Genomic DNA, 19,630 nt, shown 5'->3' with positions numbered 1-19,630 from the left:
AAGCGGTACCGGCGCACGCCCCCGTTCCGATCCGCGAGACCAGCCCCGCCGCCGCGCCCCGCTCCGGGTAATGTGCATCCGATCACGAACAAAGCACCATCGCGCACGCAACACCTTCACGACCACCGCACCGACCATGAATGGCGAGAGGCACATGAGCGAGGGGACAGCACCTTCCGCGGGCGAGGCGGCCGCGGTCGCCGACCAGGCGGCCCGTGAGCGGCTGAACTATCTGCGCAGCAGCATCGACAACCTCGACGCCGCCCTGGTGCATCTGCTCGCCGAGCGCTTCAAGTGCACCCAGCAGGTCGGCGAACTCAAGGCCCGGCACAGCCTGCCGCCCGCCGACCCGACGCGGGAGGCCGCACAGATCGAGCGGCTGCGGCGGCTGGCCGAGGACGCCCGGTTGGATCCGGCGTTCGCGGAGAAGTTCCTGAACTTCATCATCGAAGAGGTCGTCCGGCATCACCGGGCGATCGCCGACGGCACGCGGGGCACGCAGGGCGGCGGACCGTCCGTCGGCTGAGCCGGAAGGACGGCCCTTTCGCCCTCGTCGGGGCAATTCCCGCGCCGTTTCAGATCATTTCCCGGCTGATCGGCCGGGGATTGGGTGTCACATCGCGCACCCTGGTACGACCGGGCCGGTGCAGCAGCAGGGCAAGCGCGGCCGCCACCATCGAAACACCGCCGGCCAGCGCATACGCGCCGTCGTATCCCCAGGCGTCGACCACCATCGAGCCCAGCCCGCCGCCGAACAGGCCGCTGACCAGCTTTCCGCTGTAGACCAGCCCGTAATTGGTGGCGTTGTAGTTCTCGCCGAAGTAGTCCGGGGTCAGGGCCGCGAACATCGGGTAGAAGGCGCCGCCGCCGAATCCCGAGAGGAAGGCGAAGACCAGGAACAGCCATTCGCTGTGGATCCTGCCCGCCCAGATCACGCCGAACTGCGCCAGACCCAGTACGACGATGACGAACACCAGGGTCGGCTTCCGGCCCCACACGTCGGACAGCCAGCCGACCACCGCCCGCCCGACGCCGTTGACGACGGACATCACGCCCATCGACGAGGCGGCGACCAGCGGCCCGAACCCGATTTCCTTCGCGAAGTCCACCTGGAAGGAAATCCCGAAGATGGACACCCCGGCGGTCATGACGACGGTGATCCACATCAGCGGAAGCATGCCGGTCCGCATGGCTTCCTTGGGGGTGAACTGCCGTACCGCGGGCGGGTTCTTGGCCAGGCTCGCGGCGCTCTTTTTGTTGCCGGCGTAGCTCCTGGCGCCAGCCGTGTGCACGGGGATCCGCCCTGCCCGATCGGCGCCGGAGGCCTGGGGGAGGGGCCGGGAGCTGGGGATCGGGTCGATGTCGGCGGGCCACCAGTTCTTCGGCGGATCCTTGAAGAACCAGGCGCAGACGCCCACCACGAGCAGGACGTAGACGCCGATGAGGTCCAGTACTTCGGCGAAATTGCTGGTGTCGAAGGCGTAGTTGAAGAGGAAGATGAAGGGCAGCGCGCCATAGGCGAAACCGCCGTTCACGAATCCCGTCTTCGCGCCGCGCCGCTCGGGGAACCACTTGCCGACCATATTGATGCAGGTGGCGTAGATGAGGCCGGAGCCGAGGCCGCCGACCACGCCGAAGCCGCAGACGGCCAGGAAGACGTTGTCCAGGTGGGCGAGTGCGGCAAAGCCGACGAGGCAGAGTACCGACCCCAGGAACATGGCCTTGCGGGCGGTCAGTATTCCCCGCTCGCGCAGCCAGCCCGCCGGAAAGGCGACGCCGGCCTGGAAGAACACCCAGACGCTCAGGATCCAGAAGGTGTTGCTCTGCGACCAGCCATGGGCTCCCGAGAGGGTGTCCTCGGCCGAACCGTATGCGTACTCCGAAACGCTGATGGCCATCATCGCGATCCACGGCAGATACACCATCAGCTTGCGGGAATATCCGAGCAGGTCCCGGTCGGTCTCGCCTATTCGGTAGACCCGGCCCTTGCTGTCCGTGATTTCCCGGAATGCGACCGCCCTCGCATGCCGTTCCTTCTCTGCGCTCATTTCATCCCCTTGGAATTCCCCTAAGGGCTGTCCCGTAATGCCTGGCGGGCGCACGACGACAGCTACGGCACCTCGCCGCGTTGTCGGAACATCCGGATACGCCCAGTATCCGGACGTCCCTCCGCCTTGCGATGCACCGCATCTGACGCCGTGCGCTGAATCCACCAGGCATTACGGGACAGCCCTTAGGAATCGAAAGAACCCGGTCAGTGCGCCCCCTGTCCGATCTCTTCGTGCTCCCGGAGAGCGGCGGGGTCAGCCCAGCAACCCGGCCGCCCGCGCCCAGCGGTATTTCGCACCGAGCGCCGCCACCGGCTTCTCGGTGGTGTAGGGGTAGGCCACGACGCCCCGCGCGAAGAGATACGCGGCGGCCTCCTCGACCTGGGTGTCCCCGGCGAGCGACGCCACCACGGGCTTCTCGATCCCGCGCGCCCGGAACTCCTCGACGACCCGTGCCGTCAGCTTCGCGAAGGCCATCGGCGGGGTGACGAGGGTGTGCCAGTAGCCGAGCACCAGCGCATGGATCCGCGGGTCCGTCATGCCCAGCCGGATGGTGGCCTCGTACGTGGACGGCGGCTCGCCGCCCGTGATGTCCACCGGGTTGCCTGCCGCGCCGAACGGGGGGATGAAGCGGCGGAAGGCGGCGTCGAGGTCCTCGGGAATGTCCATCAGCCGCAGGCCGTTGTCGACGATGGCGTCCGAGAGCAGGACGCCGGAACCGCCGGCGCCGGTGATGACGACGACGTTGTCGCCCTTGGGGGTGGGCAGGACGGGCAGCGCCCGCGCGTACTCCAGCATGTCGTTCAGCCCCGGCGCCCGGATGACTCCGGCCTGCCGCAGGATGTCGTCGTACACCGCGTCGTCCCCGGCCAGTGCGCCCGTATGCGATCCGGCGGCCCGCGCGCCCGCACCGGTGCGCCCGGCCTTCAGCACCACGATCGGCTTCTTGCGTACGGTCTCCCGCGCCGCCTCGACGAACGCCCGGCCGTCCTTGAGATCTTCCACGTGCATGGCGATGCAATGGGTGTGGGGGTCCTCACCGAAATAGGTGAGGAGGTCGTCCTCGTCCACGTCCGACTTGTTGCCGAGCCCGACGATCGCCGAGACGCCGGTCCGGGTGGTCCGGGCGAAGCCGAGGATCGCCATCCCGATGCCGCCGGACTGCGAGGTCAGCGCCACCCCGCCCTTGACGTCGTACGGCGTGCAGAACGTCGCGCACAGGTCGTGCCAGGTGGAGTAGTAGCCGTAGATGTTCGGCCCCAGCAGCCGCACCCCGTACTCCTCGCCGATGGCCACGATCCGTTCCTGGAGGGCGTGTTCACCGGTCTCGGCGAAGCCGGACGGGATCAGGACGGCATTCGGGACGTTCTTGCGGCCGACCTCCTCCAGCGCCGCGGGGACGAGCGGCGCGGGGATGGCGAACACCGCCACATCCACTTCTCCCGGCACATCCATCACCGACTTGTACGCCTTGCGGCCGAGAATGTCCTCGGCCTTGGGATGCACCGGATGGATTTCCCCGGGGAAGCCGCCGTCGAGGAGATTGCGCATCACCGAATTGCCGATCTTGCCCCGCTCGTTGGAGGCCCCGATGACCGCCACCGAACGCGGCCGCATCAGCCGCCCCATCGCGGCGAGGATCTCGTCCCTGGAGTGCTTACGGCGCTCCGCCACCGCCCCCTCGCTCAGCAGGATGCGGACATCCGCGGCCATCGCCCCGTCCGCCGACGCGAACACCGGATTGAGATCCACCTCGGCTATCTCCGGGAAATCCGCGGCCAGTTGGGACGTGCGGACGATGAGGTCGGTCAGTGCGGCACGGTCCACGGGCGGCGCGCCACGCACCCCGCGCAGTATCTCCGCCGCCTTGATGCCGTCCAGCATCGAGGCCGCGTCCTGCGCCGAGGCCGGGGCGAGGCGGAAAGTGACGTCCTTGAGGACCTCGACCAGCACCCCGCCGAGCCCGAACGCCACGATCTTCCCGAAGCTCGGATCGGTGACCGACCCGACGATCACCTCCTGCCCCTCGGGCACCATCTGCTGCACCTGCACACCGGCGATCCGCGCCCGCGGGTCGTACGCCTTCGCGTTCCGCACGATCGCGGTGAACGCGCCCCGGACCTCGGCCGCCGACCCCAGCCCGACCCGCACCCCGCCGGCATCCGTCTTGTGCAGGATGTCCGGCGAGACGATCTTCAGCGCGACCGGGAATCCGATCCGGTCGGCGAGCGCCACCGCGTCATCGGCGCACTCCGCAAGACCCTCCGCCGGGGTGGGAATGCCGTACGCATCCGTGACCAGCTTGCCCTCGGGCGCGGTCAGCGCCGTCCGCCCTTCGGCCCGGGCGGCGGACAGCACGGCCCGGACGGTCTCCTGCCGGTCCTGCGGGTCCTGCCGGTCCTGCGGTTCCCGCCGGTTCTGTTGGCTTTTACGGTCCGAATCCTGATGACTCATCAGATGACTCCGTTCGCCTTGAGCAGCCGCAGTTCCCCGTCGTCCAGCCCCAGCTCGCCCGCGTACACCTCGTCGTTGTGCTCGCCCAGCAGCGGCGAGCGATCGACCTCGACGGGGGAGTCGGAAAGCTTCAGCGGCGAACCGACGGTGGTGAAGGCGCCGCGCTCCGGATGCTCGACCCGCACGACCATCTCGTTGTCCGCCAGCGAGGCGTCCTCGACGATCTCCTTCGTCGAAAGGATCGGCCCGCAGGGGATGTTGTGGGCATTCAGCCGCTCCAGCACCTCCCACTTGGGCAGCGTGTCGCTCCACTCCTCGATCAGCTGGAACATCTTCGCGAGCTTGGGCAGCCGGGCCTCCGGCGTCGCCCACTCCGGGTCCTCGGCCAGCTCGGGCCGCCCGATCAGCGTGGTCAGCGGCCGCCAGCCGACCGGCTGAACAATGACGTAGACGTAGTCGTTGGGGCCCCCGGGCGCACACCGCACCGCCCACCCCGGCTGCCCGCCGCCGCTCGCATTACCGCTGCGCGGCACCTCGTCGCCGAAGTTCTCGTTCGGATACTCCGCCAACGGCCCGCGCGCCAGGCGTTGTTGATCGCGCAGCTTGACCCGGCACAGGTTCAGCACCGCATGCTGCATCGCCACATTGACCCGCTGCCCGCGGCCGGTGTGCTCGCGCTGGTAGAGCGCCGCGAGGATCCCGGCGACGCAGTGCACACCGGTCCCCGAGTCGCCGATCTGCGCCCCGGTCGCCAGCGGCGGCCCGTCCTCGAAGCCGGTCGTCGCCATCGCCCCGCCCATCGCCTGCGCCACCACCTCGTACGCCTTGAAGCCGGTGTACGGGCCGTCGCCGAAGCCCTTGATCGAGGCGTAGACGATCCGCGGGTTGATCTCCTGGATGCGCTCCCAGGTGAAGCCCATCCGGTCCACCGCGCCGGGCCCGAAGTTCTCCACCAGGACGTCGCTGCGCCCGATCAGTTCGGTCAGCAGCTCCTTGCCGCGTTCGGTCTTGGTGTTGAGGGTGATGCTGCGCTTGTTGCAGTTGAGCATCGTGAAGTAGAGGGAGTCGACGTCCGGGATGTCGCGCAGCTGCCTGCGCGTGATGTCACCGGTGGTCGCCTCCAGCTTGATGACGTCCGCGCCGAGCCAGGCGAGCAGCTGGGTGGCGGACGGGCCGGACTGTACGTGGGTCATGTCCAGGACACGGACACCGCCGAGTGCCTTTCCCGCGCTGCCGGGAGCTTCTCCCGTTGCGCCGAGTGCTTTCTCCACGGCCGGATCACCTCACTTGTACATGGTCTGGTTCATGGTTCCGGGGGCGTAGGCGTCCGGGTCGACCCAGACGTTGATCAGCGACGGCTTGCCGGACTCGCGCGCGCGCTCGAGGGCCGGCCGGATCCCCGCGGGGTCACGGACCTCCTCGCCGTATCCGCCGAGCATCCGCGCGAACCGGTCGTACGGCACATCGCCGAGGGTGTTGCCGACCCGCTCGCGGGCGTCGCCGTACTTGGCCCGCTGGCCGTAACGGATCTGGTTCATCGAGGAGTTGTTGCCGACGATCCCGACGAAGGGGAGGTTGAAGCGGACCAGCGTCTCGAAGTCCCAGCCGGTCAGCGAGAACGCCCCGTCGCCGAAGAGCGCGACGACTTCCTTCTCCGGCCGGGCCTGCTTGGCGGCCATCACGAAGGGGATCCCCACACCCAGCGTCCCCAGCGGCCCCGGGTCCATCCAGTGGCCGGGCGACTTGGGCTGCACGACCTGCCCGGAGAAGGTGACGATGTCCCCGCCGTCCCCGATGTAGACCGAGTCCTCGGTCAGGAAGTCATTGATCTCGCTGACCAGGCGGTACGGGTGGATCGGGTCGGCGTCCGAGCGCAGCTGCGGCAGCCGCTTCTCGACGGCGGCCCGCTCCGCCGCCCGCAGCTCCTCCAGCCACTCCTTGCGCTTGGCGGCACCGCCGTTGAGCTGCCCGGACGCGGCCTCCGTAGCGGCCGCCAGCACCAGTCCCGCATCGCCGACGACCCCGAGATCGATGTCCCGGTTCCTGCCCACCGTCCGGTAGTCCAGGTCGATCTGGACGACGGTCGCGGCGGGGGAGAGGCGCTTGCCGTAGCCCATCCGGAAGTCGAAGGGGGTGCCGACGACGACGATCAGGTCGGCGTGGGCGAAGGCGTAGCGGCGGGAGAGCTGGAAGTGGTGCGGATCGCCGGGCGGCAGCGTGCCGCGGCCGGCGCCGTTCATGTAGGCGGGGACATCGAGGGTCCGTACGAGCTCGGTCGCCGCGTCCGTGGCCCGGGTCGTCCACACCTGACTGCCCAGCAGAATCGCCGGTTTCTCGGCCCGTACGAGGAGATCGGCGAGCTTCTGCACGGCCTCGGGGTCGCCGGCCGAGCGGGTCGAGGCGCGGTACTGCCCGGCCCGCGGAATCCGGGCCGTCTCCCGCGGCACCCTGGCGTCCAGTACGTCCCTGGGGATCTCCAGGAACGACGGCCCCGGCGCGCCGTGGTAGCACTCGCGGAAGGCCATCGAGACCATGTCCGCGGCCCGCGCGGTATCGGGGACCGTAGCGGCGAACTTGGTGATCGGCGCCAACATGTCGACGTGCGGGAGGTCCTGCAGCGACCCCATCTTGTGCTGACTGTGCGCGCCCTGACCGCCGATCAGCAGCATCGGCGACTCGGCGCGGAAGGCGTTGGCGACGCCGGTGACCGCGTCCGTGGTGCCGGGGCCCGCGGTGACCACCGCGCAGCCCGGCTTGCCGGTGATCCGGGCATAGCCGTCGGCGGCGTGCGCGGCGACCTGTTCATGGCGTACGTCGACCACGTCGATGCCCTCGTCCACGCAGCCGTCGTAGATGTCGATGATGTGGCCGCCGCAGAGGGTGTAGATGACGTCGACCCCCTCCGCCTTGAGCGCCTTGGCGACCAAGTGACCACCGGAGATGAGGTCTTGGGCGTCCTCGGGCATGGGGCATCGCTTCCCTTCGTAGAGGTGTCGGCAGGCGTCCGGACCGGATTCGCGATGGATTGCATACAGTCGACGAATACTGTATGAACCCGTTATCCCTCATCGGATCGCCGATGTCCAGAGGGCGCACGGCGATCAGCCAAAGGAGCGGGGGCGGACCTGCCGGAACGTCAGAAGGGGGAACTCTGCGGCGGATGCGGCGCGTTGGTCCCGGTCGCTCGCTGAGTCATCTGAGCCACCTGAGCCACCTGAGCCACCTGTACCGCCGTACGCGGCGGGCCGCCGCTTCGCGAGGCGGCTGTCCGTCCACAGTGGACGACGCCACCGGCTGATGGCACGGCCCGGGCCGACGCCGGGAAGCGGCGTGGTCCGCCAGGGGAGAACCCGACGGCGTCCAGGTGGTCCCGCCGCCCGCCCCGAGTGACACTCGCCATACCTGACGCCGGACCGTCCCACCGCACCGCCCGCACCACTACCGTCCAGTAACACGGTTCCCCCGGGAGCCGCTCGAGCGCCACCACCCTGCCCCTCCGGCCGTGCACCGAGAGCGGAGACACCGATGGCACCCACCTCTGAAGCCCGCCCCACCCCCACCCTCATCCTCAAACCCGGCACGTCCTGGCAGGACGCCTGGCAACGCAGCCTGGCCGCCGCCCCCGAAGCGTTCCGCGACGACCATGTCCTCAACCTCTGGGCCGCCGCCTGGCACCAGGACGGCGCCCCGCTGCCCGCCACCAGCCCGGTGGACGGCACTCCCATCGCCGGCCCGCCCCGCCTCGACGCCGACGCCGCGCTGCGCGCCGTACGCGCCTCCCTCGACCAGCACCGCGCCTGGTGCCACGCCCCGCTCCCCGAACGCAAGGCGCGCATCTCCGCCACCCTCGACGCCCTCACCGAACACCGCGAGCTGCTCGCCCTCCTACTCGTCTGGGAGATCGGCAAGCCCTGGAAGCTCGCCCAGGCCGACGTCGACCGCGCCATCGACGGCGTCCGCTGGTACGTCGCGGAGATAGACCGCATGCTCGGCGACCGCTCGCCCCTCCCCGGCCCGGTGAGCAACATCGCCAGCTGGAACTACCCCATGTCGGTCCTGATCCACGCGATGCTCGTCCAGGCCCTGGCCGGCAACGCCGTGATCGCCAAGACGCCGACCGACGGCGGCCTGGCCTGTCTGACGCTCGCCTGCGCCCTCGCGGCCCGAGAGGGCGTCCCGGTCAGCCTCGTCAGCGGCAGCGGCGGGGAGCTGTCCCCGGCCCTCGTCGGCTCACCGGACATCGGCTGTGTCTCCTTCGTCGGCGGCCGTGACACCGGCGCCCGCGTCGCCACCGCCGTCGCCGACCTCGGCAAACGCCACATCCTCGAACAAGAGGGCCTCAACACCTGGGCCATCTGGAACCACACCGACTGGGAAGCCCTCACCCCCCTGCTCCACAAGACCTTCGACTACGCCAAACAGCGGTGCACCGCCTACCCCCGCTTCGTCGTCCAGCGCGAGGCGTTCGCCGACTTCCTCGCCGCCTACCTCCCGGCCGTACGCAGCGTCCGCTTCGGCCATCCACTGGCCGTCGCCGCCCCCGACGGCCCCCTCCCCACCCTCGACTTCGGCCCCCTCATCAACGCAGCCAAGGCCAAGGAGCTTGCCGACCTGACGACGGAGGCCATCTCCCGCGGCGCCGTCCCCCTCCACCGCGGCGACCTCGCCACGGGGTGGTTCCTCCCCTCCCAGGACACCTCCGCGTATCTGCCGCCCACCACCCTTCTGTCCCCGCCCCCGTCCTCCCCTCTCCACCACGCCGAACCCTTCGGCCCCGTCGACACCATCGTCCTCGTCGACACCGAGGCCGAACTCCTCGCCGCCATGAACGCCAGCAACGGCGCCCTGGTCGCCACCCTCTCCACCGACGACCCCGACACCTATGCCCGCCTGGCCCCCCAGATCCGTGCCTTCAAGGTCGGCCACGGCAAGCCCCGCTCCCGCGGCGACCGCGAGGAACTATTCGGCGGCTTCGGCAATTCCTGGAGCGGCGCCTTCGTGGGCGGCGAACTCCTCGTACGGGCGGTGACCGAGGGCCCACCGTCCGAGCGCCTGCCGGGCAACTTCCCCGACTACCACCTCATGCCCTGACGACGTCACGGCGCGCCCTCGCGGCACCACCCGCTCACCCGATTCCCTGACGGTCGGGGCGGGAGGCGAACCGCCGCTCGGCGGCCGTCGGCACCGTACGCTCCACCGCCTGGAGCAGGAGCGTACGGTGCCGCACCAACGGCTCCCGCCGCTCCTCCGGCGCCAGCAGCAACAGATCATCGATCCCCGCCAGCAGCCGCCGCGTCACCTGCGGACTGCACACCGACGACTCCCGGATCTCCGTCAGACCCAGATCCACCAGATCGGCCCACGCCGGCCCGTTCTGCGCCAGCCGCACCGCGCCCCGCCGGTCCCGGTGGTACACCGCCCCGAGCGGCCGGTGGACCATCGCCGCCAAGATCTGCACTATCCGGTCCAGACACTGCACCGCCGTCGTCGGATCGTTCACCGCCGGCGACAACGCCCGCAGCGCGATATCCGACAGCTGCCGCAGTCCCAACCCCAGGTCCTGGTGAAACGTCCGCTCCACCCCCACCGACACCGCATAACGCACCGCCCACCGCGGCGGCACCGTCCCGCCGTGCACCGCCAGCACCGGCGTCCCCGGCATCACGAAATCCCCGATCCGCGGAATCAGCCGCAGCACCGCCCCGTGCCGTCGCCCCACCCGCACCAGCCGCGCCACATGCACATCCAGCAGCACCCCCGCCCGCCCCTGATGCGCCACCCGCCCCGTCTCGGCCGGCAACGGCACCTCGTCCCGCCCCTCGCCCACGTCCCTCGCCATCATCCGGAACGTCTCCCGGGCAATCCGGTCGACCACCGGCCCCACCTGCATCAGCCGCAACGTCGCCGACACATACGCAATGAACAGCAACAGGCTCAACGCCAGCAGAGCCATGGTCAGCAGACTCTGCACCACGGGCACCGAAGTGACCTGCCGCACATTGCTCTCGCTCTCGTGCGACGTCAGCACCAGCAGCGAGAACAGGAACGTCGCCAGAAAGACGGTGAGCGTGGCCTTGCTGATCCGGCTACGGATGAAGATCCGCACCACCCGAGGCGTCAGCTGCCCACTCGCCATCTGTACCGCCACCAGCGAAATGCTGAAGACGACACCGATGAACGTCAACATCGCCGAGCTGATCGTCGTCACGATGGTCTTGGAGTCCTCGGCAATCGAGATCAGCTCCCTGACCTCGCCGTACGCCTTCGCCCCCTGCAACGCCGACACAATCTCCGCATCGGCCGCCGCCGCCCCCACCCACAGCAGAACCCCACACACCAGCCCCGCCGTCGGCGCGAACCAGAACGTGTCCCGCAGATGCTCCCGCAACGACGACCGCACCCGCGGCCGACGCGGCTTCCGGGGCCGAGCGAGTTGTCCCTCATTACCCATAAAGCGAGCTTATGTCCCGCACGGATACGCAGGTGAAAGGCACTCCGAAACCTTGGTATTGTTGTCCATGTCGCCGCGGGGAACGCCCCGCGAAGATCACACCTAGTCCGGGTGGCGGAATGGCAGACGCGCTAGCTTGAGGTGCTAGTGCCCTTTATCGGGCGTGGGGGTTCAAGTCCCCCCTCGGACACAAACCACATCCCCACGGCTTCTCCGAAGCCGTGGGGATGTGTCGTTGTCGGGCGCCGGCCGTCGCGATCCGACGGCGGCAGTCGGGTGACGGCGGCAGTCGGACCGTGACGCCGGGCAGCGGGCCCGGGTCGGCGGCCGGGTCCCCGGGTGTCGATGGGTGCGGCCCGTGGTGGCGGGTGGCTCGTTCAAAGGGTCGGTGGCGAGGTCACCGTGCGGTCCCGGCGCTCCGGGTGGTGGCCGAGGCCTTCTCCGGGGCCTGGGCGTGGGTGCGGATCCGTTCCCATACGTAGTGCACCGTGTCGGCGTTGACGTACGGGGAGCCGAAAGCGGCCCGTACGGCGGGGCGGCTGTTGACGCTTGCGGGGGTGCAAAGGAGCGTGTGGTCGGTTTGCAGGCGGGAGATCAGGCGACGGGTGTCCTCGTCGGTGTCGCGGCGGAAGACGACCAGGCCCAGTTCGTGCACCTCCAGGTGGAAACCGGGTTCGGCCGCGACGAGGCGTGCAAGCTGGGCCGCCAGGTGGACGTCGTGACGGATGGCTTCGCGCAGGCCTTGCACGCCATGGGCCCGCATCACGTACCAGAGTTTGAGGGCACGCATCGGGCGGCCGAGGGGTACCTGCCAGTCGCGGAAGTCCACGACCCGGCCGGAGTCGGTCGCGGGATTCCGCAGGTATGAGGGGGCGATGCTCATGGCGTCGATGAGCGCGGTGCGGTCGGAGGTCCACAGGACGTCGCACGGGGTCCCCGTACGCATCCACTTGTGGGCGTTGACGGCGTAGGAGTCGGCGAGGGCGACACCGTCATTGAGGTGCCGGTACTCGGGGCACAGTGTCGCGGAGCCCGCGTAGGCGGCATCCACGTGCAGCCACACGTTCTCCTCTCGGCACAGGCGGCCGATGTCCGGCACGGGGTCGACGGCACAGGTATCGGTGGTGCCGACCGTGGCGACGACGATGGCGGGGAGGGAGCCGGCCGCGCGGTCGCCGGCGATCCGTGCGCCGAGCGCGTCGGGATCCATACGGCCCGTTCCCGGCAGGGTGGCGATGAGTTGCGGCTCGCCCAGGCCGGCGAGCCGGCAGCCCTTGCGCACGCTGGAGTGGGCCTGTTCCGTGCAGTACAGCCGGTAGCGGCCCTCCGTGCCGGACGAACGCCATCGCCCCTGCGACGCCCGTTGAAGGGCGGCGGCAGTGGCTACGAGTACCGCCGATGAAGCGGAGTCCTGAATGACTCCGCCGCCGCGGCCACTCGTATGGCGGAAGGCTTCCGGCAGGCCGAGGGCCTGGGCCAGCCAATCCGTGACCAGTTGCTCCAGCTCCGTGGCCGCCGGCGATGTCGACCACATCATGCCCTGGACGCCCAGCCCCGCTGTGACGAACTCGGCGAGCACGGACGCCGGGGAGTTGTTGGTCGGGAAGTAGCCCAGGAACGCCGGATGCTGCCAATGGGTCAAGCCCGGGACGATGACCTTCCAGGTGTCCGCCAGCATCTCCTCGAGGCTCTCCGCCTGCTCGGGAGGCGCGGGCGGCAGCGCGGAAAGCACCGAGCCGGGTTCGCACGGCGGGGTCACCGGCAGCTCTCGGGCTGCCAACGCCTGCCAGTGCGCGACCAGTTGCCTGGTGGCCGTTTCCACCGCCGCCTCGAACTCATCGCCCATGGCGTAAAAATAGCGGTCTTATTATATTTTGTCTACTGTGTCGCTTATGCGTCACTCTAGTGTCGAACTCCGGCTTCCCTCCCCGGAGCAGCTGCCCGAGAGGCTTGAATCGCTATGGCGTTCATCCGCTCGAAAGGGCCATCCGGTCCGCGCGGTCCGGTGCCCGTTGTCCGACTCGCGAGAAGCTGATTACGACAGCTTTTTCGGCGTCGTCCGGGTCTCCGGTCCAGCGGCCCCGTTGCTCGCCGAGGCACTGGCCACCACGGTGAGCGCAATGGCCTCGCTGCCCGAAGCCGCCGCTGAACCGGCACTGCGTCAGGCTCTCGATGCGGCCGGCCTCACTCCGGTGGCGGATTCGGGGCTGGAGCCGGATGCGCCCGCACAGCAACGCTGGATACACGGGCACCGGCTGTTCTTCGCGCTCACCCAGGCTGCCATTGTGGGCCTGCAGGACGCACTGGCCGCGCCACGTGGCCGTTCCTGCGGACAGGGAGTACAGGCCACCCACGCCTTCCTGCGGGCGAGTGCCGCCGCCATGCGCCTGACCGCGTCCTTCTCCCGGTCCGCGTACGAGTTCGTCGTGCGCCCTTCCATGGAGCCGCCCCAGCATTCCGCCGCCCGCTTCTCCGGACTCTGGTCGGCCGATCACCGCGTTCTCATCGCCCGATTGCGCGCCTGGGGTGCAATGCACGGTGAAATATGCATGGATTCCTGTAAAGCCCACCGGCGCCTGTTGGACGTTGTGGACGAGGTGTACGCCGCGCACATCGGCATATGTGAACGCTTCGTCGGGGACGGCCCCTCGCTATTGGGGGGCTCGAAGAACTCCCTGGACACTCTCGGTGAACTCGCCAGACATCGCAGTCGACTTCTTTAGGTCGTAGGAGCCGGAGTCGTCGGCGCGTCGTTCTCGGCCCGACTCCGGAATTTCTTTCAGGAAAGGATCGACATGGGCCTGCGAGACGCCCTTCGTCAGACCCCTGCTGGACGGGATCCGGTGTCCACGGCACAGCGGCAGGCCGGCACAAGGGAAGGGAAGGGAGCCTTCTTCGATTACGCGGCGGCCCATCCGGAGACGTCGGTCGCCGTGGGAGGCGTCAGCCGCATCACGGGTGACGTTCCCGACCACGAGGAAATGTGTCTCCTGGTGGACCTTGCGGTGGCTCGTTATCCGGAGCTCGGAGAATTGCCACCGGGTGGCCGGGAGGCGGGCGTCCCGTTTGCCGCCGAGGACCATGTATTTCGGATCCCTGTCGCCGCGGGCACGGGACTGGACGGGCTGCGGGCTGCGCTGGGGGATCTGGCCGCCGCACCCTTGCCGAAGCGCCTCTGGGGAGTGTGGGTTCTTCACGGCTACGCCCCCGGTGAGTTCGCCGTCGTACTGCGGGGTCACCACGCGCACTTCGACGGCATGCTGCTCAGCGAAATCTTTCGTGGCACCCTCAGCGGGCCCGCTGCCTCCCGCGCGGACGGCGCACCGCTGCCCGGGTCCACCGCCCGCCGCGGCACGGCGGCCGAGCTGGCGACCGCCGTCCGCGAAGGCATCGGCGCCATGGGCGGGCTGCGCCGGGCCGCTCGTCTCGTACCGCACACCTTTCCCCTGACGGGCAAGCTGCAGTATGCGTGGGGCAGCGTGGAGATGCCCCGTCTCCGGAAACTTGCCGCCGCATACGGAGTCACGCCCAACGATCTGTACTTGTCGGCCCTCGCCGGCGCGCTCAAGAAGTGGTCCGGGGAACACGGCCGGCCGCTCGGCCGGCAACCGATGCGTTTGATGGTGCCGGTCACCCTGCGGCGTCGGGACGATGCAGGCAAGAAGGGGAACTCGGTGCTGGGTGCGGCCGTACGGCTCCCGGCCGACCTGGACGATCCCGTAGAGCGGCTGAAGTACGTGAACGTCCGTACGCGGAAGGTCCGTTCATCGCTGTTCGATCCCCACGCCGGCGCCCTGGGGCGACTGCTCCCCGAGCGGTTCGGCCGATGGCTCCTCGAACTCGATCTGCACCCGCGGTGCACCACCGTACTGGCCTCCCACGTTCCAGGGCCCGGGAAGCGTCTCCGCCTGGGCGAGCGGGTCATCACCGAGGCCGTACCGCTGAATCTTCTGCCGGCCGGCCATGCGCTCGCGGCGTGCCTGTCCAGTTACGCGGCCTCCGCGCAGATCTGCTTCGTCGCGGACCGGACGGTCGGGGGCTGCGACGACCTGGTGCAGCTGTGGATGCGTGAGCTGGACGAGATGACGGCGCGCGCCGGGCTCTGATGCATACGGGCCGCGCAGCGCCGCGCAGACCACCGGCCGTCCAGTGCGCCACCACGGAAATCGGGGACATCGAAGGTACATATGAGCAGAGAAGCTGTTGGGGAACAGGAGAAGGCACGGCCCGCCACAGTCCCTCGGCACTGGGCCGTCAGGTACCGCTGGCCGATCCTGTTCCTGGCCCTCGTGGCCGTACTCGGTTGCGGTGTCGCTGCCGCCGGTGTGCACGGACGCCTGGTGGACGGCGGCTATTTCGACCGGTCGGCGGAGTCGAGCCGCGCGGAGCGGCTGCTGACGGAGGACTACGGATCCGGGACCCCGAAGCTGATGTTCGTGGCCCGTTCGACGGGTGCGGTGGACGGGCGGCAGGCGTCGGCGGCCGGTCGGCGACTCGTCGCCGAACTGACCGCCGAGCCCGGTGTCGTCTTCGTACGCGACCCCTGGTCCTCGCCCACCCCGTCCTTGCTGTCGGCCGACCGGCATGCCGCCTTGCTGATGCTCGCCGTCGCAGGCGACGACCAGCAGATGACGCGCACGGCGGAGCGCCTGATCCGGAAGTACGCCGGTGCACGGCCTCCGTTGAAGGTCGAGGCGTCCGGACGGCTGTCCGTCAACCGGTACGCCGAAGAGCAGAGCCGCCGCGACCTCGTCAGCTCCGAGATGATCGGCGTTCCGCTGGTCTCGGCAGTGCTCCTGGTGGTGTTCGGCTCGCTGCTGGCTTGTGCGCTGCCACTCGCCATGGGGCTGATCAGCGTTACCGGTGCCATGGCCGTCCTGAACCTGCTGGCGCGGCACTATCCGGTGAACGTCTTCGCGCTCAACATCCTTACCGCCCTGGGCTTCGGGCTGGCGGTGGACTACAGCCTGATCATGGTCAATCGCTTCCGCGAGGAGCTGGACCGTGGTCTGGAGGTGCCGGCCGCCGTGCGCGCCACCGTGCGGTCGGCGGGCCGCACGGTGGCGGTCTCGGTAGCGGTGGTGACGCTGTCCCTGTGCGCGCTGCTTTTCTTCCCCACGCCCTTCCACCGCTCGCTGGGAGCCGGTGCCGTGGCGGTGGTCTGCCTGGCCGGGGTCGCCGCGCTGGTGGTCCAGCCGGCGCTGCTCGCGCTTTTCGGACGCCGCCTGAGCCGTCGCCCCGTGCGCGTACGGCGGTGGCGGGCCCGCAACGGCGGCGCGCCGGACTTCTGGGAGCGGCTGGCCCGTGCAGTGCTGCGCCGCCCACTGGCCGTACTGATCTCCGTTTCCGCGTTCCTCGTACTCCTCGCCGCGCCTGCCGCGGGGGCGCGTATGGGGTTCATCGACGAGGACTGGCTGCCCCGCGACGCGGCTCCGCGCCTCGCCGCAGAGCGGGCGCGCGCCGAGTTCCCGCTGCTGAACGGGAGCACGCTCACGGTGCTGGCCCCCCGGGTCCCAGCGGGCTCCCAGGCCGCCGAACGCATGGGCCATGTCCTCTCCCGGCTGCCGGGGGCCGACCTGGTCCAGGGCGCCGGGGGAGACTTCCGCGACGGCCGACGGCTCGCCGCGCCGCCCGGCCGGCCGGCCGACGGCGCCGGGAAGGGGACCTGGTACTCCGTCACCACACGAGCCGGACCGTACAGTGCGACGGCTCAGCGGCTCGTCGGCGCGGTCCGGGCGCAGAAGGCGGCGGGCCCCGTACTGGTGGCCGGGGAGACGGCCGCGCTGGTGGACATGAAGAAGACCCTGGCACGGCATCTGGGCTGGGCCGCCGCGCTGGTCATCGCCGCCATCGCCGTGCTGCTGTTCTTCTTCACGGGGAGCGTGCTCGTCCCGGTCAAGGCCGTGGTCATGAACCTCCTCAGCCTGACGGTGGCGTTCGGCGCCATGGTGTTCCTCTTCCAAACCGGACATCTGTCCCGGCTCCTGGGCGGGACGGCCACCGGGCATGTCGATCCGCTGATTCCGGCGGTGGTCTTCTGTATCGCGTTCGGCCTGTCCATGGACTACGAGGTCTTCCTGGTGGCGCGCATCCGCGAGGAGTATCTGCGCACCGGAGACAACGAACAGGCCGTCGTCACCGGATTGCGGCGCACCGGACGGCTGGTGACCGTCGGCGCTCTCGCCGTCGTCATCGTCCTCGGCGCGCTGGCCGCCTCCTCGCTGGCAGTTCTGCAGGAGCTCGGGGTGTGTCTGGCCCTTACGGTGGCCATCGACGCCACGCTCGTACGATGCCTGCTCGTTCCGGCCCTCATGGGCCTGGCGGGCCGCTGGAACTGGTGGGCCCCGGCTCCGCTCCTTCGGGTCCGCGCCCTCGTCCTGTCCCGTCTGGCCAGGATCCGTGTACCGCACCGACCACCACGAATGCCACGTCGTGTCAGGGGCTGACGAGTCGGCCCGGGACGTTTCCGCATCCACCCACCCGCACCCACCTTCACGAGGAACCCTCATGACCACCACATACGAATGGATCACCGGCCTGCTCACCGAGCACCTGGGCGTGCCGGAAGACACCATCACACCCAACGCCACCTTCGAGGGCCTGGAACTCGACTCGCTCTCGGTCGTCGAACTCAGCGTGATCATCGAGGAACAGCTCGGCGTTCAGCTGACGGAGGAGGACCTCAAGCCGACCCTCGGGGAGTTCTGCCGGATCGTCGAGGAGAGACGCGACGGCAGGAAGGCCGCGGGCACGGACACCGCCCAGCCGGAAGTGTCGACCACCCCCACCGGCCCATGAAGGCGGTCGACGTCGCGGTCACCGGACTGGGACTGGTGACCCCCGCCGGGATCGGTGTCCCCTCCACTTGGGACGGGATGCTCTCCGGCCGGTCGCGGGCGACCAGGGACGAGCAACTGGCCGGCCTTCCGGTGGACTTCTCCTGCAGGGTGGCCGACTTCGACCCCACGGCCCGCCTCGGGCGCCGATTGAGCTGGCGTATCGACAAGTTCATCCAAATGGGGCTGGTCGCCGCCCGCGAAGCGGTCACCGATGCCGGTTGGGACACTGCCGCCTGGGACGGGGCCCGCGTCGCCGTGGTCCTCGGCAACGGAAGCGGCGGCAACGACCAGGCGCAGAAGGACTACGGCCTGCTCGACAGCGGTCGGCACAAGGCGATTTCCCCCTTGTGCATCACGCGTACCGTGCCCAACATGCTCGCCGGCGAGATCAGCGCGGATCTCCAGGCGCTGGGCCCCAGCCTGGTCACCTCCACCGCCTGTGCGTCCGGGAGTACCGCCATCGGCGTCGGCCGCGACCTGCTCGGCTCCGGCGCGTGCGACATCGTGATCACCGGCGGCAGCGAAAGCGTCTGCAAACCGCTGCCCGCGGCCGGATTCGGCCAGATGGGCGCGCTGTCCACCAGGGTCCACGACCCTGCCGGTGCGTGCAGGCCGTTCGACGCGGACCGGGACGGGTTCGTGCTGGGCGAGGGCGCGGGCGTCCTCGTACTGGAACGGCTGGCGGACGCCCAAGCCAGAAATGCGCCGGTCCGTGCCCTCCTCGCCGGATACGGAGCCTCCGCCGACGGCTACCACTTCACCTCGCCCGACCCGGAGGGCCAGGGAGCGGCACGGGCCATCCGCGCCGCACTCGCCGATGCCGCCCTGTCGGCGTCGGACATCGACCACATCAACGCCCACGGAACGTCCACTCAGCAGAACGACCTCTCCGAAGCGCGCGCCCTCTGCTCCGTCTTCGGCGCACCGCCGCCGGTTACGGCGAACAAGAGCGTCCTCGGACACTCGATCGGCGGCGCGGGCGCCATCGAGGCCGCCATCACGGTCCTGACGCTGCAACACCAGACCATCCCGCCGACCGCCAACCTTGACCTCCTCGACCCCGACATCGATCTGGACGTCGTCACCAAAGCACCCCGCTCCCAGCGCGTGCGGGCGGCACTCAGCAACTCCATCGGCTTCGGCGGCCAGAACGCGGTCCTGGCCTTCCGGGCGCCGTAGTGTTTCCGCCGCAGACGGAACGGGCCGGTGGGGCCGTCGTCCGGCAGGGGGTCGGCGGGCGCCCTGCCGGCCCCCTGCCGGACCTCCCTCGGCGGCTGACGGCCTGCGTCACTTCGCCCGGGGAAGCCCGCCTTCCCGGTACGGCGATCCGCCGGGGCGGTCAGGTATCCGTTGCTGACGGTCACAGGACCTCGGAGACCTTGTAGGCGATGCCTCCTTCGACGAGGTAGCCCGAGCCCACGCAGACGATTCCGTTGAGCCATGCGTAGGGCTCGGCTCCGGTCTCGAAGAGGGGGTTGGTCCGGAAGTAGTAGTGCGCGGGGTCGACGTGGTGCCGGGTGGCAGTGTCTGTCATGGCGTCGCGCAGTGCGGCCGGGGTGACCCAGCGACCGGCGTAGGTCATGTACAGGAGGGCGCCGTCATGGGTACGCAGTGTCAGGCGCACGTCCAAGGACATCGTTCCGTCGGGGTCGAACAGCGCCCAGTCCCCGCCTCCGGGCACGACGTTGCCGTGCAGACGGGGGCCGTGGAACGTGCCTCCGGCGGCTCCGAAGAGGACACGTCGGCCGAACGGGCCGCTGCCGATGGGCAGGCGGGGGTTCAGATCGACGACGATGTCGAAGAGGTGCGCCGTTCGGATGTCGCCCACATCCTTTACG

Annotated in this window: 14 protein-coding genes and 1 tRNA gene; 8 read left to right on the top strand and 7 right to left on the bottom strand. The window is 69.7% G+C overall.

Annotated features, from left to right (window positions below):
* Window positions 1-154: 154 nt before the first annotated feature.
* Window positions 155-526 carry a chorismate mutase gene (locus ACIGWZ_RS32635; RefSeq protein WP_400070371.1) on the top strand — a complete coding sequence of 124 codons (372 nt, stop codon included), beginning with the start codon at window positions 155-157 and terminating at the stop codon, window positions 524-526.
* Between the two features lie 49 nt (window positions 527-575).
* Here ACIGWZ_RS32635 and ACIGWZ_RS32630 read toward each other — a convergent pair whose 3' ends face one another.
* From ACIGWZ_RS32630 to ACIGWZ_RS32615, 4 genes are all read right to left on the bottom strand, one after another.
* On the bottom strand, window positions 576-2,048 hold the full coding sequence (locus ACIGWZ_RS32630; protein ID WP_400070369.1) for an OFA family MFS transporter: 1,473 nt from the start codon (window positions 2,046-2,048) through the stop codon (window positions 576-578).
* Between the two features lie 255 nt (window positions 2,049-2,303).
* Window positions 2,304-4,502, bottom strand: a complete 2,199-nt coding sequence (locus ACIGWZ_RS32625; protein ID WP_400070367.1) for an acetate--CoA ligase family protein — start codon at window positions 4,500-4,502, stop codon at window positions 2,304-2,306.
* On the bottom strand, window positions 4,502-5,773 hold the full coding sequence (gene frc, locus ACIGWZ_RS32620; RefSeq protein ID WP_400070365.1) for a formyl-CoA transferase: 1,272 nt from the start codon (window positions 5,771-5,773) through the stop codon (window positions 4,502-4,504). The genes ACIGWZ_RS32625 and frc overlap by 1 nt, the downstream gene beginning before the upstream one ends.
* 12 nt (window positions 5,774-5,785) lie before the next feature.
* Window positions 5,786-7,468, bottom strand: coding sequence for a thiamine pyrophosphate-binding protein (locus tag ACIGWZ_RS32615; RefSeq protein WP_400070363.1), 1,683 nt, complete (start codon window positions 7,466-7,468; stop codon window positions 5,786-5,788).
* Window positions 7,469-8,027: 559 nt separating this feature from the next.
* Between ACIGWZ_RS32615 and ACIGWZ_RS32610 the strand changes: the two genes are divergently transcribed.
* Complete coding sequence (locus ACIGWZ_RS32610; protein ID WP_400070362.1) at window positions 8,028-9,593, top strand: aldehyde dehydrogenase family protein; 1,566 nt, start codon at window positions 8,028-8,030, stop codon at window positions 9,591-9,593.
* Between the two features lie 34 nt (window positions 9,594-9,627).
* Here ACIGWZ_RS32610 and ACIGWZ_RS32605 read toward each other — a convergent pair whose 3' ends face one another.
* Window positions 9,628-10,953: a DUF2254 domain-containing protein gene (locus ACIGWZ_RS32605; protein WP_400070360.1), complete on the bottom strand. Its 1,326-nt coding sequence runs from the start codon at window positions 10,951-10,953 to the stop codon at window positions 9,628-9,630.
* A 105-nt stretch (window positions 10,954-11,058) separates the two neighbouring features.
* Here ACIGWZ_RS32605 and ACIGWZ_RS32600 point away from each other — a divergent pair.
* Window positions 11,059-11,143, top strand: a tRNA-Leu gene (locus tag ACIGWZ_RS32600).
* Between the two features lie 207 nt (window positions 11,144-11,350).
* Here the strand turns inward: ACIGWZ_RS32600 and ACIGWZ_RS32595 are convergent.
* Window positions 11,351-12,799 carry a pyridoxal phosphate-dependent decarboxylase family protein gene (locus ACIGWZ_RS32595; protein WP_400070358.1) on the bottom strand — a complete coding sequence of 483 codons (1,449 nt, stop codon included), beginning with the start codon at window positions 12,797-12,799 and terminating at the stop codon, window positions 11,351-11,353.
* A 274-nt stretch (window positions 12,800-13,073) separates the two neighbouring features.
* Between ACIGWZ_RS32595 and ACIGWZ_RS32590 the strand changes: the two genes are divergently transcribed.
* The 5 genes from ACIGWZ_RS32590 to ACIGWZ_RS32570 all read left to right on the top strand — a co-directional run bounded on the left by ACIGWZ_RS32590 (window position 13,074) and on the right by ACIGWZ_RS32570 (window position 18,971).
* A complete protein-coding gene (locus tag ACIGWZ_RS32590; protein WP_400070356.1) occupies window positions 13,074-13,676 on the top strand; it encodes a hypothetical protein in 603 nt (200 codons plus the stop codon).
* Between the two features lie 120 nt (window positions 13,677-13,796).
* Complete coding sequence (locus tag ACIGWZ_RS32585) at window positions 13,797-15,059, top strand: WS/DGAT domain-containing protein (RefSeq protein ID WP_400070354.1); 1,263 nt, start codon at window positions 13,797-13,799, stop codon at window positions 15,057-15,059.
* A 183-nt stretch (window positions 15,060-15,242) separates the two neighbouring features.
* Window positions 15,243-17,399, top strand: a complete 2,157-nt coding sequence (locus ACIGWZ_RS32580) for an MMPL family transporter (protein ID WP_400070352.1) — start codon at window positions 15,243-15,245, stop codon at window positions 17,397-17,399.
* Between the two features lie 61 nt (window positions 17,400-17,460).
* Window positions 17,461-17,751, top strand: a complete 291-nt coding sequence (locus ACIGWZ_RS32575) for an acyl carrier protein (protein ID WP_400070351.1) — start codon at window positions 17,461-17,463, stop codon at window positions 17,749-17,751.
* Window positions 17,748-18,971 (top strand): beta-ketoacyl-[acyl-carrier-protein] synthase family protein, encoded by a 1,224-nt coding sequence (locus ACIGWZ_RS32570; RefSeq protein WP_400070349.1) that lies wholly within the window; start codon window positions 17,748-17,750, stop codon window positions 18,969-18,971. The genes ACIGWZ_RS32575 and ACIGWZ_RS32570 overlap by 4 nt, the downstream gene beginning before the upstream one ends.
* Before the next feature lie 181 nt (window positions 18,972-19,152).
* Here the strand turns inward: ACIGWZ_RS32570 and ACIGWZ_RS32565 are convergent, their stop codons facing one another.
* Entirely contained in the window at window positions 19,153-19,620 is a 468-nt protein-coding gene (locus ACIGWZ_RS32565; RefSeq protein ID WP_400070347.1) for a DUF3237 domain-containing protein, read from the bottom strand.
* Window positions 19,621-19,630: the final 10 nt, after the last annotated feature.

It is taken from the genome of Streptomyces sp. NPDC053427, from assembly GCF_044544985.1.
Classification (GTDB): Bacteria; Actinomycetota; Actinomycetes; order Streptomycetales; family Streptomycetaceae; genus Streptomyces.
The sequence above is the reverse complement of the archived record's forward strand: the minus strand, read 5'-3'. Positions and strand labels throughout refer to the sequence as shown.

Bases quoted from the DNA above. Each gene is read 5' to 3' on its own strand.
- ACIGWZ_RS32615 (WP_400070363.1), bottom strand. From the start codon at position 7,468: ATGCCCGAGGACGCCCAAGACCTCATCTCCGGTGGTCACTTGGTCGCC.
- ACIGWZ_RS32605 (WP_400070360.1), bottom strand. From the start codon at position 10,953: ATGGGTAATGAGGGACAACTCGCTCGGCCCCGGAAGCCGCGTCGGCCG.
- ACIGWZ_RS32575 (WP_400070351.1), top strand. From the start codon at position 17,461: ATGACCACCACATACGAATGGATCACCGGCCTGCTCACCGAGCACCTG.
- ACIGWZ_RS32630 (WP_400070369.1), bottom strand. From the start codon at position 2,048: ATGAGCGCAGAGAAGGAACGGCATGCGAGGGCGGTCGCATTCCGGGAA.
- ACIGWZ_RS32635 (WP_400070371.1), top strand. From the start codon at position 155: ATGAGCGAGGGGACAGCACCTTCCGCGGGCGAGGCGGCCGCGGTCGCC.
- ACIGWZ_RS32595 (WP_400070358.1), bottom strand. From the start codon at position 12,799: ATGGGCGATGAGTTCGAGGCGGCGGTGGAAACGGCCACCAGGCAACTG.
- ACIGWZ_RS32625 (WP_400070367.1), bottom strand. From the start codon at position 4,502: ATGAGTCATCAGGATTCGGACCGTAAAAGCCAACAGAACCGGCGGGAA.
- ACIGWZ_RS32590 (WP_400070356.1), top strand. From the start codon at position 13,074: ATGGCCTCGCTGCCCGAAGCCGCCGCTGAACCGGCACTGCGTCAGGCT.
- ACIGWZ_RS32610 (WP_400070362.1), top strand. From the start codon at position 8,028: ATGGCACCCACCTCTGAAGCCCGCCCCACCCCCACCCTCATCCTCAAA.
- ACIGWZ_RS32570 (WP_400070349.1), top strand. From the start codon at position 17,748: ATGAAGGCGGTCGACGTCGCGGTCACCGGACTGGGACTGGTGACCCCC.